Annotated in this window: 20 protein-coding genes and 3 tRNA genes; 11 read left to right on the top strand and 12 right to left on the bottom strand. The window is 51.6% G+C overall.

Annotated elements, in window-relative coordinates:
• Positions 1 to 82: 82 nt before the first annotated feature.
• The 9 genes from ACT3RR_RS14475 to ACT3RR_RS14435 all read left to right on the top strand — a co-directional run bounded on the left by ACT3RR_RS14475 (position 83) and on the right by ACT3RR_RS14435 (position 6,785).
• Entirely contained in the window at positions 83 to 661 is a 579-nt protein-coding gene (locus tag ACT3RR_RS14475; protein ID WP_496200556.1) for a recombinase family protein, read from the top strand.
• A 143-nt stretch (positions 662 to 804) separates the two neighbouring features.
• Entirely contained in the window at positions 805 to 1,974 is a 1,170-nt protein-coding gene (locus tag ACT3RR_RS14470; protein WP_496200555.1) for a phage tail sheath protein, read from the top strand.
• 14 nt (positions 1,975 to 1,988) lie between these two features.
• Entirely contained in the window at positions 1,989 to 2,498 is a 510-nt protein-coding gene (locus ACT3RR_RS14465) for a phage major tail tube protein (protein ID WP_034787699.1), read from the top strand.
• Between the two features lie 76 nt (positions 2,499 to 2,574).
• Positions 2,575 to 2,862, top strand: a complete 288-nt coding sequence (locus tag ACT3RR_RS14460; protein WP_353501086.1) for a phage tail assembly protein — start codon at positions 2,575 to 2,577, stop codon at positions 2,860 to 2,862.
• Between the two features lie 32 nt (positions 2,863 to 2,894).
• Complete coding sequence (locus ACT3RR_RS14455) at positions 2,895 to 3,017, top strand: GpE family phage tail protein (RefSeq protein WP_034787693.1); 123 nt, start codon at positions 2,895 to 2,897, stop codon at positions 3,015 to 3,017.
• Positions 3,010 to 4,899, top strand: coding sequence for a phage tail tape measure protein (locus ACT3RR_RS14450; protein ID WP_496200554.1), 1,890 nt, complete (start codon positions 3,010 to 3,012; stop codon positions 4,897 to 4,899). Before ACT3RR_RS14455 ends, ACT3RR_RS14450 begins: the two co-directional genes overlap by 8 nt.
• On the top strand, positions 4,896 to 5,375 hold the full coding sequence (locus tag ACT3RR_RS14445; RefSeq protein ID WP_034787692.1) for a phage tail protein: 480 nt from the start codon (positions 4,896 to 4,898) through the stop codon (positions 5,373 to 5,375). Before ACT3RR_RS14450 ends, ACT3RR_RS14445 begins: the two co-directional genes overlap by 4 nt.
• The gene (locus ACT3RR_RS14440; RefSeq protein ID WP_353501084.1) at positions 5,372 to 6,523 is read left to right on the top strand and encodes a contractile injection system protein, VgrG/Pvc8 family; all 1,152 of its coding nucleotides are present in this window, start codon (positions 5,372 to 5,374) and stop codon (positions 6,521 to 6,523) included. Before ACT3RR_RS14445 ends, ACT3RR_RS14440 begins: the two co-directional genes overlap by 4 nt.
• A 70-nt stretch (positions 6,524 to 6,593) precedes the next feature.
• Complete coding sequence (locus ACT3RR_RS14435) at positions 6,594 to 6,785, top strand: ogr/Delta-like zinc finger family protein (protein WP_486034130.1); 192 nt, start codon at positions 6,594 to 6,596, stop codon at positions 6,783 to 6,785.
• A 168-nt stretch (positions 6,786 to 6,953) separates the two neighbouring features.
• On the opposite strand, the gene rplS is transcribed toward ACT3RR_RS14435, so the two are convergent.
• The 5 genes from rplS to ffh all read right to left on the bottom strand — a co-directional run bounded on the left by rplS (position 6,954) and on the right by ffh (position 10,562).
• Positions 6,954 to 7,301 (bottom strand): 50S ribosomal protein L19, encoded by a 348-nt coding sequence (gene rplS / locus ACT3RR_RS14430; protein ID WP_003849035.1) that lies wholly within the window; start codon positions 7,299 to 7,301, stop codon positions 6,954 to 6,956.
• 48 nt (positions 7,302 to 7,349) lie between these two features.
• Positions 7,350 to 8,123: a tRNA (guanosine(37)-N1)-methyltransferase TrmD gene (gene trmD, locus ACT3RR_RS14425; protein WP_034787671.1), complete on the bottom strand. Its 774-nt coding sequence runs from the start codon at positions 8,121 to 8,123 to the stop codon at positions 7,350 to 7,352.
• Between the two features lie 82 nt (positions 8,124 to 8,205).
• Positions 8,206 to 8,754, bottom strand: a complete 549-nt coding sequence (gene rimM, locus ACT3RR_RS14420) for a ribosome maturation factor RimM (RefSeq protein ID WP_034787669.1) — start codon at positions 8,752 to 8,754, stop codon at positions 8,206 to 8,208.
• Between the two features lie 18 nt (positions 8,755 to 8,772).
• Entirely contained in the window at positions 8,773 to 9,021 is a 249-nt protein-coding gene (gene rpsP / locus ACT3RR_RS14415; RefSeq protein WP_034787667.1) for a 30S ribosomal protein S16, read from the bottom strand.
• A 179-nt stretch (positions 9,022 to 9,200) separates the two neighbouring features.
• The gene (ffh, locus tag ACT3RR_RS14410; RefSeq protein ID WP_353501083.1) at positions 9,201 to 10,562 is read right to left on the bottom strand and encodes a signal recognition particle protein; all 1,362 of its coding nucleotides are present in this window, start codon (positions 10,560 to 10,562) and stop codon (positions 9,201 to 9,203) included.
• 162 nt (positions 10,563 to 10,724) lie between these two features.
• Here ffh and ACT3RR_RS14405 point away from each other — a divergent pair, with 162 nt between their 5' ends.
• Together ACT3RR_RS14405 and ACT3RR_RS14400 are read left to right on the top strand one after the other, a co-directional pair.
• A complete protein-coding gene (locus ACT3RR_RS14405; protein ID WP_353501082.1) occupies positions 10,725 to 11,516 on the top strand; it encodes a cytochrome C assembly family protein in 792 nt (263 codons plus the stop codon).
• A 51-nt stretch (positions 11,517 to 11,567) separates the two neighbouring features.
• A complete protein-coding gene (locus ACT3RR_RS14400) occupies positions 11,568 to 12,857 on the top strand; it encodes an HlyC/CorC family transporter (RefSeq protein ID WP_496200553.1) in 1,290 nt (429 codons plus the stop codon).
• Positions 12,858 to 12,930: 73 nt separating this feature from the next.
• Here the strand turns inward: ACT3RR_RS14400 and luxS are convergent, their stop codons facing one another.
• The 7 genes from luxS to ACT3RR_RS14365 form a co-directional block, all read right to left on the bottom strand.
• Positions 12,931 to 13,446: an S-ribosylhomocysteine lyase gene (gene luxS, locus ACT3RR_RS14395; protein ID WP_353501080.1), complete on the bottom strand. Its 516-nt coding sequence runs from the start codon at positions 13,444 to 13,446 to the stop codon at positions 12,931 to 12,933.
• A gap of 157 nt (positions 13,447 to 13,603) precedes the next feature.
• Complete coding sequence (gene gshA, locus ACT3RR_RS14390) at positions 13,604 to 15,166, bottom strand: glutamate--cysteine ligase (RefSeq protein WP_496200552.1); 1,563 nt, start codon at positions 15,164 to 15,166, stop codon at positions 13,604 to 13,606.
• Positions 15,167 to 15,250: 84 nt separating this feature from the next.
• Complete coding sequence (locus ACT3RR_RS14385) at positions 15,251 to 15,679, bottom strand: YqaA family protein (protein ID WP_496200551.1); 429 nt, start codon at positions 15,677 to 15,679, stop codon at positions 15,251 to 15,253.
• Positions 15,676 to 16,242, bottom strand: coding sequence for a fructose-1-phosphate/6-phosphogluconate phosphatase (gene yqaB, locus ACT3RR_RS14380; RefSeq protein ID WP_185688492.1), 567 nt, complete (start codon positions 16,240 to 16,242; stop codon positions 15,676 to 15,678). The genes ACT3RR_RS14385 and yqaB overlap by 4 nt, the downstream gene beginning before the upstream one ends.
• Positions 16,243 to 16,552: 310 nt before the next feature.
• A tRNA-Arg gene (locus ACT3RR_RS14375) sits at positions 16,553 to 16,629 on the bottom strand.
• A gap of 182 nt (positions 16,630 to 16,811) precedes the next feature.
• Positions 16,812 to 16,888: transfer RNA gene (locus tag ACT3RR_RS14370), tRNA-Arg, on the bottom strand.
• Positions 16,889 to 16,999: 111 nt separating this feature from the next.
• Positions 17,000 to 17,076: transfer RNA gene (locus tag ACT3RR_RS14365), tRNA-Arg, on the bottom strand.
• Position 17,077 lies beyond the last annotated feature (1 nt).

Raw genomic sequence — 17,077 nt, 5'->3', positions numbered from 1 at the left:
TCGAGAAACCTTCCAGACGCTTTCGTACAGAATCTCTCCAGTCTGCGTGGCAAACTATCCCTTTTGAATTGGGGAAATCAGCATGCTAATTGGCTACATTCGCGTATCAACAAATGACCAAAACACCGATCTACAGCGTCAGGCGTTAATCTGTGCAGGTTGCGAGCAGATTTTTGATGACAAAATTAGCGGAAAATCCACCGAACGGCCGGGCTTGAAGAGAGCTATCCGGCACATGCGCGCTGGCGACACGCTGGTTGTGTGGAAATTGGATAGATTAGGTCGTAGCGTTCGCCATCTCATTACATTGGTCGAAGAGCTGAAAACTAAAGGCATTCATTTTCGAAGCCTGACGGACAGCATAGACACCGGCACCGCCATGGGGCGCTTCTTTTTTCACGTCATGAGCGCGCTGGCCGAAATGGAAAGAGAGCTTATCGTTGAGCGCACAATGGCCGGTCTGGCAGCAGCACGCGCTCAAGGTCGCATTGGCGGACGCAAACGCCTGATGACTGAATCGGTGGTCGAGCAAGCGAAGCGCTTGTTTGCTAATGGCGAAAGCTTGCAGCGAATTGCTCTCGCGCTGGATGTCTCTCCAAAAACACTCTACAAATATGTTCCGGCTACCGAGCAACAGGCGCTACGGGCAAGGCTCCAATAGTCTGTAAAAGCTCAATTAACACTATTTTTTTACTTTTTGCCCCCCGCCCTGTTGTGCCATTCCCCCCACGCCTGCCATCGAGTGCAGGCTTCTCTCTTTGTCGGCATCCTTGCTTCACCACCCACAAAAAGAGAGTCAACCCGATGGCTGATTATCACCACGGCGTACGTGTTATTGAAATCAACGACGGTACACGCGTTATTTCCACTGTTTCAACCGCTGTTATCGGCTTGGTTTGTACTGCCGAAGACGCGGACAAAACCCTGTTCCCACTCAACACTCCGGTGCTGATCACCGACGTCCTGGCTGCCAGCGGCAAGGCGGGTAAAACCGGCACGCTCGGCCCGGCACTGCTGGCAATCGCCGACCAATGTAAGCCGGTGACGGTGGTTGTGCGCGTTGCTGAAGGCGAAGATGAGGCAGCGACGACCACCAACATCATCGGCGGTTCTGATGCCAACGGTCGCTACACCGGCATGAAAGCCCTGCTTTCGGCACAAGCCGAACTGGGCGTTAAGCCGCGCATTCTTGGCGTACCTGGGCATGACAACCAGGCCGTTGCGACGGCGCTGGCGGCAGTTTGCCAACAGCTGCGCGCTTTCGGCTATGTCAGCGTTTATGGTGCGAAAACCATTTCTGACGCCATTAAGTACCGCGAGAACTTCAGCCAGCGCGAGCTGATGCTGATCTGGCCTGATTTCGTTAACTGGAACACCACAACCAGCCAGTCTGATATTGCCTATGCTTCAGCGCGGGCGCTGGGCCTCCGTGCCAAAATCGACCAGGAAACTGGCTGGCATAAAACCCTGTCTAACGTCGGCGTCAACGGCGTAACCGGCCTGTCCGCCAGCGTGTTCTGGGACTTGCAAGCTACCGGCACCGACGCAGACCTGCTGAACGAAGCCAGCGTCACCACGCTGGTACGCAAAGATGGCTTCCGTTTTTGGGGCAACCGCACCTGTAGCGACGACCCACTTTTCGCCTTTGAAAACTACACCCGCACAGCACAAGTTCTGGCTGACACCATGGCCGAAGCGCACATGTGGGCGGTCGATAAGCCACTCACGCCGTCCCTGATCCGCGACATGATTGACGGCATCAAAGCCAAAATGCGCGAGATGAAATCCGCGGGTTACATCATTGATGGCAACTGCTGGTATGACGAATCGGCCAACACGCCTGAGACGCTGAAAGCGGGCAAGCTGTACATCGATTACGACTACACGCCGGTTCCACCACTTGAAGATCTGACCCTGCGCCAACGCATCACCGATAAATATCTGGTGAACTTTGCCGCCTCCGTGAACAGCTAAGGAGAATTTGACTCATGGCACTCCCTAAGAAACTGAAATACCTGAACCTGTTCAATGACGGGAACAGCTACCTCGGCGTGGTCTCCTCGCTGACTCTGCCAAAACTGACTCGCAAGCTGGAAAACTACCGTGGCGGCGGCATGAGCGGCTCGGTCTCCGTGGACTTCGGCCTGGACGACGACGCGCTGGCGCTGGAATGGACCATCGGCGGCATGGACGAACTGGTGTTGCAGCAGTGGGGCAGCACGGCGGATATCCCGCTGCGCTTTGCTGGCTCCTTCCAGCGTGACGACACTGGCGATATCTCCGCAGTCGAAGTGGTGATGCGCGGCCGCCACAAAGAGTTCGACTTCGGCGAATACAAGCAAGGCGAAGACACCGAAACCAAGATTTCGACCCAGTGTACTTACTTCAAGCTGACCATTGATGGCAAAGAGCTGATTGAAGTCGACACCGTCAACATGGTTGAAATCGTCAACGGCGTTGATCGTCTGGCAGAGCATCGCTCGGCGCTCGGCCTGTAATCCCCCCTGCTCTCTAGCCGGCAGCAATTGCCGGCTTCTTTTGCATTAGTCTCCAATATCGTATCGAGGAAATCTCATGAGCACAGTTGAAAACCACGACAACACCGTCATTCTTGATGTCCCGCTAAAGCGCGGCGACGTAGAAATTAGTGAAATTCAGGTGACCAAACCCAATGCGGGTAGCCTGCGCGGTATCGGCCTGGCGGCGCTGGCGAACGCCGACGTTGACGCATTGATCACCATTCTTCCCCGCATCACCTACCCGAACCTGACCAAAGAAGAGTGCTCACGCCTGGAGTTGCCGGACCTGATTGCGCTGGCAGGCAAGGTGATCGGTTTTTTATCGCCGAAACAGGACGGGTAGAGATATCCCCCCGCCTGACCGTGGATGATCTCATGGCAGATATCGCGGTGATTTTTCATTGGCCGCCGTCCGAGATGGACGGCATGTCGCTAACCGAACTGATGAACTGGCGATATAAGGCGTTGCAACGCAGCGGAGTAAAAACTGATGAGTAATCTTGAGCAAATGCCCGAGACGCTGGGGCGGATCAGGCAAGAAATGTTGTCATTAGCGCAGGCCAGTGCCGACGTGTGGGCGCGCCTTAGGACCCCGCCTCCAATGACCTTGTTCAGCATGGTCACCAGTGACATTCGCGAGGCAAGTAAGGAGTTAATTTCGTTCAACCAGCAGAGTAAAGCGATCAATAAGCTGGAGTCGACACAGGACAAAATGCAGCTGAGCCGCCAACGGCTAGACAGCGCTAAGGCTCGCGTTGTCTCACTGGAGGCAGATATTCATCTGTCTGCACCTGAAAACCACTCTGCCGTGCAGCAGCAGATTCTGCAAGAAGCCCGGAGTATCAGCGCTAAACAGTTTAAAAAGCATGAGATTTTGAGTAAATCGGTCAGCAAGCAAACTGAATCACTGCGCGCCAAAGGGATTAACACCGATGATATTCCGGCGGAGAAACTGCGTGTTCAAGATCAGATCCAGACGACGGCTGCCAGTCGTCAGCAATCGCTGGAGCTCAAAGGCAATCTGATTGGGCAAAAGTATAAAAATCGCCAACAGAGTGTTTCTCAACTTAAAAACGCGAGTGCTTCAGCCAAGGCTTTCGCACAACCTAAACTTGAGTTGGCAAAAAGCCTGCTCAAGCCCGGCGCCGATTTAGAGGCAGGGCTGTCTGAGGTGCAAGCCATGCTGCACCTGAATAATGGCGATTCGCGCACGGCGGCGCTGCGCAAACAGAGTTTGTCGATGGCGGCTTCTGGCCATGCGCCTTCCGAAGTTGTGGCGAAGCAAAAAGAGCTGGCTAAAGGCGGCATGAGTGCCGATCAGGTGTTGGCTCAGACTCCGGTGGCGCTGAACGGCGCAACGCCAGCAGAGCAAATGGCCGTCACGGTCAAAGGCGACAATCTGGATGGCGATATCACCAAGTTGTTCGCCAGCTGGGACACCATCCGCATCAACCTGTTTGCAGGCCAAAGCGACGCATTGCGCCAGCTAACCCAGACCGCCACCGGCTGGCTGAACACCCTCAACACCTGGATAACCGATAACCCACAGATGGTGAACGCCCTGCTCGGTCTGGCTTTAGGCGTCACCGGCTTGATTAGCGGGCTGGGCTTCTTAGGCGGCGTTATCGCGCCGGTGCTGAGTGGCGTAAATATGCTGATGGCGGGTGCCGGGTTGCTGGGGACGGTGTTTAGCGGCGCGGGCGGCATTATGGCCGGAGCCTTTGCTGCAGTTGGCGGTCCGGTCGTGGCGCTTATCGCCATTATTGCCGGTATCGCTATTGTGGTAGCGCAGCTATGGGAGCCGATCAAAGCCTTTGTTGGCGGTGTTATTGAAGGTTTTACTGCCGCTATGGGTCCGGTCAGTGACGCTTTCACCCCCTTCAAAGCCGCCTTGGGCTGGATAACCGACCTATTTAAGCCCATTGAATTTACTCAAGAAACACTGAATGGCGTAGGAGATGTTGGCAAGAAAGTGGGGGCTGCCATTGCACAACTGTTTATAGATTTAAATGAGGCCTTCTCACAGATGGGGACAGTGTTTAATTGGGTTCGTAAGGGAATAGATTCATTATTTGGTTGGAATAAGTCCGATGACAAGGAGTCATCAGGCAGTGCCTCTGCTGAGCCAAATGCACCGTTATTTGGCGACAGCGCATCACCTAGCGGCGGTACCCTCAACCTGTATCAACCCGCGAAGACGAATACCTCAAACTCATTAACTGACAACCGTTCCACCACATTTAACTTAAGTTACAACACAACTAACGGTGCTGATAAAGACCAATTTACTGGTTGGTTCAACGACGCCATCAATCAGCGCGAATGGAATAAAACCAACGACCGGCTAGGCCAGTTTGGCTATGGAGGTATGTACTCATGATGATGACGCTAGGTTTATTTGTCTTCAAACTCAGAACCTTACCCTATCAGACTTTGAAAAGAGACGTCGGCTACGGCTGGGTGGAAAATAAGCGCGTTGGACAACGCCCGATCACTCAATACCTTGGCTTGGGTACCGAAACTATCACCCTCACCGGTCAGCTCTTGCCGGAAGTCACCGGAGGCCAGACCTACCTGCAAGTGTTTGAAAGTATGGCGGACTCGGGGCGAGCTTGGCCGCTAATTGAAGGTAGCGGCACCATCTATGGCATGTTTGTGGTTCAAAGCTTTAATCACACCAACTCACAGCTAAACACCGATGGCCGGGCGCGTAATATCAGCTTTGAACTGACGCTTAAACGCGTCGATGAGTCCTATGCGGCCATGTTCGGTGATCTACAGGAGCAGGCAAAGGGGTTGTATAACAAGGCGAGTAACACCGTAAAACAACTCTTTCCTAATGGAGTAAGCCTATGATAACCCAACTACAATTGCCCGCTGGGGCGAAAATCATGCCTGACTTTATGCTGAGCGTAGAAGATAAAGCTTTAGAAAGAAACGTCAGCGAGCGCGTGATGTCATTGCAAATGACCGACAACAGCGGTTTTGCCGCTGATATGCTAAATATCACTTTTGATGATAGTGATGGCGCATTCCAAATGCCCGAGCGCGGCACCGTTTTGAGCCTAAGTCTGGGCTGGGCGGGTCAAAACCTGATTGGCTGTGGCCGTTTTGTGGTAGATACCGTGATACACAAAGGAGCACCGGACACTCTCGACGTCACTGCAAGAAGTGCCGACTTGCGTGAATCAATGAACACTCAGGGAAGTTATTCTTACGATGACACCACTCTGGGTGCGATCGTTAATCTGATATCTCGCCGTAATAAGCTGCCTCCGGCAAACTTATTGCCGGAAATGGCGGCGATAAAGATTGCCCATATTGACCAGACTGGCGAAACCGATGCCTTCTTCCTTATGCGGCTGGCGCAAATGTATGGCGCTCAGGCTACGGTAAAGTACGGCCAAATTATCTTTATCAAGCCGGGGTATGGCATCACGGGTTCGGGTAAAGCTATCCCATGGATGACAATTGAACGTTCGGACGGTGACACGCATTCATTTAAATTATCCGACGTGCTGGCCTACAGCGGCGTAAAAGCCAAATGGCATGATGTGAAAAAGGGGCAATCCAATAAGGTCGGCGTGCAGCGAACCGAGAAGGCAAATAGCAGTGCTAAGGTGTCGCATCCTAATGCTAAAACACCGGCATCGCCAAGTGCTGCGGGAAGCGCCAAGGAGGAGAGTTACATCTCTGGCTCCAATAAGAAAGTACTGGAGCTGAATAAAATTTATCCCGATGAGGAGTCTGCTACTCGCGCGGCTGATGCGATTTTTAAGCAGATCCAATATGACGCTGCCACCTTCGACATAACTTTGGCCTTAGGCAGGGCTGACCTGTTCGCGCAAACTCCCGTGACTGTCAGTGGTTTTAAAGACGTGATTGACCAGCAGCGCTGGATCATCGATTCCGTGGTTCATGATGTTGCTGGACAGGGGTTCGTCACCACCTTGAAATTGAAGGTATATGTAGAGGATATTACTTACCAAGCAACTTCAATATAATATAAACTTGCTTTTGCGAGATTCATGTTTCATAATCACTCCAACGCTTACCCAAACGCTGGAGGTTTTTATGATGCATTGCCCACTTTGCGGAAAAGTCGCTCATACCCGCTCGAGCCGCTATCTCAGTGAATCTACGAAAGAACGTTATCATCAGTGCCAGAATATTGAATGCAGCTGCACCTTTGCGACTCACGAATCCGTGGCTCGGGTTATTTCCAAGCCGGGTGCGAATTTGCAAGCTGGAATGCGCGCAGTCTAAGCTTCTTCAGTATCGACAACACCCTCTATTTTTTGCTCCTCCCTTTGCCTGCTACCCCGCAGGCTTTTTTGTGTAGCCAATTTGTAGTCACTGAGCACAAAAAAAGGGGTTAGCCTATGGCTAACCCCTTGTTCTATATTAACTATTAGATGTCGCGTTAGCGATACCTTAGTTAAGACGCTCTTTGATACGAGCTGACTTACCAGTACGCTCACGCAGGTAGTACAGTTTAGCTTTACGAACGGCACCACGACGTTTAACAGCAATGCTGTCGATTACTGGGGAGTGAGTTTGGAATACACGCTCAACACCTTCGCCGTTAGAAATTTTGCGAACAGTGAATGCAGAGTGCAGACCGCGGTTACGGATAGCGATAACCACGCCCTCGAATGCCTGCAGACGCTTTTTAGAACCTTCAACGACCCATACCTTAACTTCCACGGAATCACCCGGACGGAATGAAGGTACGTCTTGCTTCATCTGCTCTTGTTCGATTTGTTTAATGATATTGCTCATAATATGTCTCTTACCCTAGGTAAACTGATATATCGGGAGGGCTCAGCGCTAAGCTTGAGCGTTCCCTTCATAGTCTTGTTGACTGAGTCGATGTTCCTTTTGGAACTCTCTCAGCAACACCTCTTGCTCGTCAGTCAGAGCTAGGTTTTCTAGAAGTTCAGGTCTTCTAAGCCAGGTTCGACCCAGCGACTGTTTCAGGCGCCAGCGACGTATATCAGCATGATTTCCCGACAGCAGAACTGGCGGTACCTCCATACCTTCTAACACTTCAGGGCGGGTGTAGTGAGGGCAATCCAGCAAACCATCCGCAAAAGAATCTTCCTCTGCTGAGGCCTGACGACCCAAGACGCCCGGTATAAAGCGGGAGACTGAATCAATCAGCGTCATTGCCGGTATTTCTCCACCACTAAGAACGTAATCGCCAATTGACCATTCTTCGTCAATTTCGGTTTTGATCACGCGCTCATCAATCCCTTCATAACGACCACAAACCAGAATAATTTTCTGGTGGGCCGCCAGTTCGCAAACACCGGTTTGATCCAGTTTGCGACCCTGAGGTGAAAGATAAATCACTTTCACACCTTCGCCTGCCGCCGCTTTAGCTGCGTGGATCGCTTCCCGCAAGGGTTGCACCATCATCAGCATTCCGGGACCGCCGCCGTAAGGCCGCTCATCCACGGTACGATGTCGATCGTATGCGAAGTCACGAGGACTCCAGCAATTTACGCTCAACAGGCCATTCTTTACTGCCCGGCCAGTTACCCCGTAATCGGTAATTGCGCGGAACATCTCAGGAAACAGGCTAATTATACCGATCCACATAGCCCACTCCCTTCAAACGATTGTCCACCCAACCTGCCTTTAGCTACTTCGGTACAAAATACGTCAGTAAAAGCTACGGAGGTCAAAAACCAGGATCCCAATCTACTTCAATACTTTGAGTAGTGAGATCGACTTTCTTGATAACCTGCCCATCGAGGAACGGAATCAACCGCTCCTTGATTCCGAATGCATCCTTCAGGTTTGCTTTTACAACCATCACATCGTTAGAACCGGTTTCCATCATATCGATGACTTTGCCCAGCTCGTAACCGGAAGTTGTCACTACCTGGCAACCAAAAAGGTCTTTCCAGTAATAGTCACCCTCTTCCAGTGGTGGAAGTTGCTTTGAATCGACGATAATTTCGCAATTAGTCAGAAGATTCGCGGCATCGCGATCATCAACGCCTTTGACTTTGATAATCAGATCCTGAGTGTGGCGTTTCCAGCCTTCCAGCTCGATAACTTGCCACTGACCACCCCGTTGGATAAACCACGGTTGGTATTCGAAGATGCTTTCGGCGTCTTCGGTGGATGAAAACACTCTGAGCCAACCGCGAATGCCGTACGTTGACCCCATTTTGCCGAGAACTATCGGCTCAGCGGGCGTCACTGGATTGAGTTGTTTGCTCATTGTTACCACCGCGACAGATTAAGCCGCTTTCTTAGCGTCTTTGATCAGCGCGTGAACGCGATCAGAAACGGTTGCACCCAGTTCTTGCCAGTGGGCAATACGATCCAGGTCCAGACGCAGTGCTTCAGCCTGGCCAGAAGCCAATGGGTTGAAGAAACCTACGCGCTCGATGAAACGACCATCACGAGCGTTGCGGCTGTCGGTCACTACTACTTGATAAAACGGACGCTTTTTTGCGCCGCCACGTGCTAAACGAATTGTTACCATAACATCCTCTTTAGTTAATAGAACAACCAGACCCCATCGGGGAACGGGGTCTGGTTGCAATATAAAAAGCCCGAAAATTTTACTCATTTTGGCGCAAAAAGCAATCGAAAGCGTAGATTAACCCCGACGCTATTTGCTTGAGTGAGGTAACTGGCTAAAAAGCTAGCCAGTTATGTTGATTAACGGCCTGGGAAACCCGGTGGCATCATACCCTTCATGCCACGCATCATTTTGGCCATGCCGCCTTTCTTCATCTTCTTCATCATGCGTTGCATGTCGTCGAATTGTTTGAGTAAGCGGTTTACGTCTTGAACCTGCATACCGGAACCCAGCGCGATACGGCGCTTACGGGAACCTTTGATAATTTCAGGCTTGGCGCGCTCTTTCAACGTCATCGAGTTGATGATGGCCTCCATGCGAACCAGCACTTTATCGTCCATCTGTGACTTCACGTTGTCCGGCAGCTGACCCACGCCCGGCAGTTTGCTCATCATGTTGGCCATGCCGCCCATGTTGCGCATTTGCTTGAGTTGATCGAGGAAGTCGGTCAAATCGAAGCCGTCACCCTTCTTCAGCTTGCTCGCCAGCTTCTCAGCCTGCGCGCGGTCAACTTTGCTCTCAATATCTTCGATAAGCGACAGAACGTCGCCCATTCCCAGAATGCGGGAAGCCACGCGATCCGGGTGGAAAGGCTCGAGCGCGTCGGTTTTCTCACCCATACCGAGGAATTTAATCGGCTTGCCGGTGATGTGGCGAATAGACAGCGCGGCACCGCCACGGGCATCACCATCGACTTTCGTCAGGATCACGCCGGTTAATGGCAGAGCTTCGTTAAAGGCTTTGGCGGTGTTCGCCGCATCCTGACCGGTCATGGCGTCGACCACAAACAGGGTTTCAACCGGCTTAATAGCGGCGTGAACCTGTTTAATCTCTTCCATCATCGCTTCGTCGACGTGTAAACGGCCGGCGGTATCGACAATCAGGACATCATAGAATTTGAGTTTAGCTTGCTGCAGCGCGCGGTTAACGATATCAACCGGCTTCTCTTGCGCATCAGACGCAAAGAAATCCACACCGACTTGTTCAGCCAGCGTTTCCAACTGCTTGATCGCCGCCGGACGGTAAACGTCGGCAGAGACAACCAGCACTTTTTTCTTTTTCTTCTCTTTAAGGAATTTCGCCAGTTTACCGACACTGGTGGTTTTACCCGCACCTTGCAGACCCGCCATCAGCACCACGGCCGGCGGCTGCGCGGCGAGGTTCAGCTCGGCGTTAGCCTCGCCCATGGCTGTTTCCAGCTCTTTCTGGACGATCTTGACGAATTCCTGCCCTGGCGTGAGGCTCTTGTTGACTTCATGGCCAACGGCGCTCTCTTTCACCCGGTTAATGAAGTCGCGCACCACTGGCAGAGCAACGTCCGCCTCAAGCAGCGCCATGCGAACTTCACGCAGCGTTTCTTTAATGTTCTCTTCGGTCAGCCGCCCACGGCCGCTGATATTGCGCAGTGTGCGCGACAATCGATCGCTTAAATTCTCAAACATCGTCTCTTGCTCAACGTAATGACAGGCCGCCTTAGCGACACAATTGCGGGATTATAACACGAAGCGTTGACGATCTCTGCTTTGGCGTCTCAGATAGGTTGGAGCGTGACGTGCGTAACGTTATACTGTCAGTCTCATTCATTTTTGATGCTAACGAACGCTATGTCAGTTTTTGCACTTGTCGCCATGTTGGCCTATCTGCTCAGCCTTGCCCTGATCGTTCCTAGTATTATCAGGAACAAAAGTGCATATCGGCGTTTAGCATTGATTTCGGTGATCGTCGCGCTGGTTTGCCACGCGGTGGCGCTCCAGCAACGCATCTTCGATGTCAGTACGGGTCAGAACCTAAGCTTGGTCAATATCGGCTCGGTCATCAGTCTGATCATCTGTACGGTAATGACCATCGTCGCTTCGCGCAACCGTGGCTGGTTTATTTTACCCATTGTTTACAGCTTTGCGCTGATCAATCTGGCCTTTGTGACCTTCCTGCCGGGCGAATTCATTACTCATTTGGAGGAGAGCAAAGGGCTGCTGGTGCATATCGGCCTGGCCCTGTTCTCTTACGCCACTTTAATTATTGCGGCGCTCTATGCCCTGCAACTGGCGTGGCTGGACTATCAGCTGAAGAACAAGCGGCTGTCATTCACCGCGGATATGCCGCCGCTGATGACCATTGAGCGTAAGCTGTTCCACATCACCCAAGTTGGGGTGATTTTGCTGACCCTGACGTTATGCACCGGCCTGCTTTATATGGACAATTTGTTCAGCCGGGAAAATATCGACAAGGCGGTATTGTCGATTCTCGCATGGTTTGTCTATATCGTTTTGCTGTGGGGGCACTATCATGAAGGTTGGCGCGGTCGTCGCGTGGTGTGGTTTAGCATGGTAGGAGCAGTATTGCTGACGCTGGCCTATTTTGGCAGCCGCATGATTCAGCAGTTCATGACTCACTAATAAACATTGGCGGATTGATCGCCATCTATCTCATAAAGAAGGAATCTCCCGTTGGAGCACGTCTCGACAACTACCCTCATTATCACGCTGATCATTATGGTAGTGGTTTCGGCTTATTTTTCTGCCTCCGAGACCGGCATGATGACTCTCAACCGCTATCGGTTACGCCACCTTGCCAAGCAGGGCAATCGCGGTGCCCGCCGTGTGGAAAAACTTCTTAAGCGCCCGGACCAACTGATCAGCCTGGTGCTTATCGGCAACAACCTGGTCAATATCCTTGCTTCTGCACTGGCAACAATTGTGGGTATCCGCCTATATGGCGACGCCGGTGTGGCGATTGCGACCGGTATTCTGACCTTTGTGGTTCTGCTGTTTGCCGAAGTATTGCCGAAGACTTTTGCCGCGCTGAATCCTGAGCGTATCGCCTTCCCAAGCAGCCTGCTGCTGCGCCCGCTGCAAACCATTATGATGCCGCTGGTGTGGATCCTCAACAGCCTGTCACGCCTGCTGATGCGCATGTTTGGGGTAAAAACCAACGTGGGGATCAGTGACGCGGTGAGTAAAGAAGAGCTGCGCACCATCGTGAATGAGTCCCGCTCGCAAATTTCTCGTCGCAATCAGGACATGCTGCTTTCGGTGCTGGATCTGGAAAAAGTCACCGTGGACGACATCATGGTGCCGCGCAATGAGATTGTGGGTATCGACATCAATGACGACTGGAAGTCAATCATTCGCCAGCTGACGCACTCCCCGCACGGGCGCATCATGCTGTATCGCAACTCTCTGGATGATGCCATTGGCATGCTGCGCCTGCGCGAAGCCTATCGCCTGATGACCGAGAAAAAAGAGTTCACCAAAGAGAACCTACTGCGCGCCGCAGATGAAATCTACTTCATTCCAGAAGGTACGCCGCTCAACATTCAGTTAGTGAAGTTCCAGCGAAACAAGAAGAAAGTGGGCATCGTGGTCGACGAATATGGCGATATTCAGGGCCTGGTGACGGTGGAAGACATCCTTGAAGAGATTGTCGGCGACTTTACTACCTCGATGTCACCTACCCTCGCGGAAGAAGTCACGCCGCAGAGCGATGGCTCAGTCGTGATTGAAGGCAGTGCCAACGTGCGTGAATTGAATAAAGCCTTCAACTGGACATTGCCGGAAGATGGCCCGCGCACCATGAACGGAATGCTGCTTGAAGTGCTGGAAGAAATTCCGAAAGTGGGCGCTCACCTACGCATTGAGAATTACGAGGTGGAGATTCTGGCGGTGCAGGACAATATGATTAAACAAGTTCAGGTGCGACCGATGCAGTCACTGCAAACCTCGGTGAATCGGCACTAAATCGTTGAATCAGCTGCAAAGAAAAAGACGCGAAATCGCGTCTTTTTTTTGTGCTCTGAAGTTCTACACCAAACTAGATGTGGAGTTCAGTCAGCTTCTCTTTCGGCAAAGCCAGATCATCGTTGTGGTTAACACCCACTTCACTGTCCACAATGTGCTGAGCAATTTCTTGCGCTTCTTTCAGAGAATGCATCTCGTAAGTCCCGCACTGATACTCGTTCAGCTCAGGGATTTTGCGCTGATCGGTGACTTTCAGCACATCTTTCATCGCGGCTTTCCATGAATCAGCAACCAACTGCTCACTCGGTACGCCAATCAGGCTCATATAGAACCCTGTGCGGCAGCCCATTGGTGAAATATCAATGATTTCAACACCGTTACCATTGAGATGGTTACGCATGAAGCCTGCGAACAGGTGTTCCAGTGTGTGGATACCACGCTCAGGCATCACTTCGATATTCGGACGGCAGAAGCGCAGGTCGAATACTGTAATGGTATCTCCGTGTGGAGTTTTCATGGTTTTCGCGACGCGAACGGCAGGTGCTGCCATACGGGTATGGTCTACGGTAAAGCTATCCAACAGTGGCATATCGTCACCTCTCCTAAAGAAAAAAATGTTTTTTATCGAACTCAGGAAACCTTTTCCCATAATGCGGGTCTGATTATTTGAAAGACGCGCATTTGTTATCATCATCCCTGTAAACAGAGATGTTTGTTTGGCCACATTGATTGTGGCCTTTTCTTTTTTAGCCAGCCGCTAACGCAGCCAGATACTCTTCAAAGCTTAGTTTATCATTCGCCTCAAGGTCACGCTGTCTCTGCCAAGATGCAGCACATTCAGCCGCGAGCGCTTCAGGTGTCAGAATTTCTAAAGGTTCCTGCAGCAGCATTTGGCGATACTTATCCGCCCACTCCAGACCAAGACTGCTTTTTCCAGCGACCTTAATCTCGCGCAGTATGCGCGCCGAGTAAGTCTGATCCGGGTCATCAAACCCTACCACCAATTCACTGCACACGTCCTGGTACTCTTGGTTGCCATTCTGGCTATCCAAAACTTCGGCCACGCGACGCAGGTCAGCAAACAGGGCCTTGCCTACTTCGGCGAGCGGTTTACGCTCATCGTGACAACCCATACCAATAGTTTGCCCCGGCTTGCGCCCTTCCAGAATGACGCGATTCCAGTTTTGACGAGTACAAAGCAGCTCGTCACTGTCCATCTCTGGCGCATCGGCCAAAGCACACCATATCAAAAACAGATCGAGGAAACGCGCCTGAGAGGCGTCGATGCCGATCGGCGAGAATGGATTGACGTCCAGCGAACGCACCTCAATGTACTCAATCCCACTGCGCATCAGAGCATCTGAAGGCGTTTCCCCTGAGCGCGTAACGCGTTTTGGGCGAATTGGAGCATAAAGCTCGTTCTCAATCTGTAACACATTGGTATTGAGCTGCAGGTATTTGCCATCCTTTTTCACGCCCATAGCGGCATATTCAGCCGATGGCGTACGAATGGCCTTTTTAACGCCTTGTACATAAGTCTCAAGATCGTTGAAGGTAATACCGAGATTGCTCTGGTTCTTATTGGTGTAGCCTAAATCGCTCAAACGCAGCGAGGTGGCGTATGGCAAATAGCACATCCCTGATTCTGTGTACTCAAACGGCAAATCAGTCTCACGCCCTTTGATGAACGAGGAGCAGATAGCCGGCGAAGCGCCAAACAGATAAGGGATCACCCAGCCAAAGCGATAGTAGTTACGGATCAGCTTGAAATAGGCCGCAGAGATTTCGTTTTTGCCGCTTTCAGCATCAGCAATGCCTAAACGCGCCTGCCAGAACTCAATCGGCAAAGAAAAATTATAGTGGATGCCAGAAATAATCTGCATCAAGGCACCATAACGATTCTTCAAACCTTCGCGATAGAGCGTTTTCAAGCGGCCGATGTTTGAGGAGCCATATTGCGCCAGCTCGATGTCCTGCTCCGCTTCCACGAAACAAGGCATACTGAATGGCCACATTCTCTCTTCACCCAGCTCACGAGCCACGTGGCGATGAATGTCGCGCAGGAAAGTCAGCAGGTGATCGATATCACCATCAACCGGAGTAATGAACTCCAGCAAAGATTCAGCGAAGTCAGTGGTGATCCAATCATGCTTCAGCGCAGAGCCTAAAGATTCCGGGTGTCCAGTGGTCGCCAGCGAGCCATCGGCATTGACGCGAAGTGTTTCGCGCTCAACGCCGCGGCGAATTCCTTTTACTGCGTGAGGATGGGCTTCCAACCAGGAAAGCGCCTGAGATACATCCGGGATCAAATTGACCTCCCGCTATTTGAAGACATTAATTTGCAAGCATACTGAATCTGCATAGATGTAACCATTATGATAAGCGATCTCAATCTAATTCCACCAAGAGAGCCCCTGTAACGTTATGGCAGTTAACACCACATAACGCACTGTTTTCCCTATCAACAGGAAAAACACCACGGATCCCCAAGGCATACGCAACCAGCCAGCTAACACACATAAAACATCGCCCACCACCGGCAACCAACTGAGCAGCAGCGCGGCTGGGCCAAAACGGTTCAACCAACCCAGCGCAGTGTCTAAACCTCGCTGAGGTTTAAGCTTAGGCAGTAATCGGCCGATTATGATATTGGTAATACCCCCTAAGGTATTGCCAAAAGATGCAGCGAGCACTAATAAAAGTGGTGACGCACTGCCTGCTGTCAGCAGGCCAACTAACAAAATCTCTGAGTTCCCCGGCAACAGCGTTGCGCTGAGAAAGCTGCTACTGAATAACGAAATCAGTGCCAGCGTACTGCTCAAAGTTTGCGGACATCCACAACGGCCATATTGGCGCGTTTCGCCGCCTCAATGCCAAAATCTGCATCTTCGAACACCACACACTTCTCTGGCGGCACGCCAATCAATTGGGCACACAACAAGAAGGTGTCTGGGGCAGGCTTATGGTTCTGAACATCGTTAGCACCGACGATGGCATCAAAGCAGTGCCGCAGGCCAAGGTGGCGCAGGAGAGCGTCCGCCATGTCGTGCTCACTGCCGGTTCCTACCGCCATAGGGCGTCGGCCATGATAAGACTTCACCACCTCGATCAGAGGCAGAGGCTGGACGGTATCGAGCAACATCTCTCGCACTGCTACGGTTTTCTCGGCAGCTAAGTGATGTGGATCCATATCGACCTGATTGTCATCAATGATGAATTTCGCGATTCGCCACGTCGGAGAGCCATTCAGAGCAATCATCTGCTCGAAGTCATAACGCATGGCGTATTTCGACAATACCTGATGCCAAGCCTGACGGTGCGTAGGTTCTGTATCCAATATGGTTCCATCCATATCAAAGATCAAACCCTCGTAGAGATCGTACATCTTGTACTCCTGCTCGCGATAAAAACAGGAAACTACTTTAGCGCAAAGTCTATTGATTGTCGCTTTTTGTCAGGAAGGGTACACAATTGAAAAGCCGCAATATCAGTGGGGTAACGGCAGTAGGGAGGAAAGAGTCCAAAAAGCAAAAAACCTGCCGAAGCAGGTTTCTCTAATATGGTGCACCCAGGAAGATTACTCGGCTAGCGCCTCGCTCTGCGGGCCGTTGCTGAAGCAACGTTATCTTCCTTCGTGCTCGCTGCCAGCATGCCTGCCATGGTAATACCGTGGTTGCTGCGACTAGCGTGGAATATGGTGCACCCAGGAAGATTCGAACTTCCGACCGCTCGGTTCGTAGCCGAGTACTCTATCCAGCTGAGCTATGGGTGCATTGGGGTAGTGCTGAGTTTTTATCTGGGAAAATACAAAGAAAGAATGGTGCACCCAGGAAGATTACTCGGCTATCGCCTCGCCCTACGGGCCGTTGCTAAAGCAACGTTATCTTCCTTCGTGCAATCTGTCTGCTGAGTGCAATATATGATGTTCACAATCGCTTCAACACACACAAAATATGGTGCACCCAGGAAGATTCGAACTTCCGACCGCTCGGTTCGTAGCCGAGTACTCTATCCAGCTGAGCTATGGGTGCATTTTGATTCTTACTGCAGATTTTACCTGACCATTTTTCCGTACTACAGTGGCTTTCGCTTCTGCCCATCACGCTCATTTGATTGCAAATCAACATACGCTTTGGAAAGTATGGTGCACCCAGGAAGATTCGAACTTCCGACCGCTCGGTTCGTAGCCGAGTACTCTATCCAGCTGAGCTATGGGTGCA

The sequence above is a fragment of the Ewingella sp. AOP8-B2-18 genome (assembly GCF_052376015.1).
Lineage (GTDB): Bacteria > Pseudomonadota > Gammaproteobacteria > Enterobacterales > Enterobacteriaceae > Ewingella > Ewingella allii.
The sequence above is the reverse complement of the archived record's forward strand: the minus strand, read 5'-3'. Positions and strand labels throughout refer to the sequence as shown.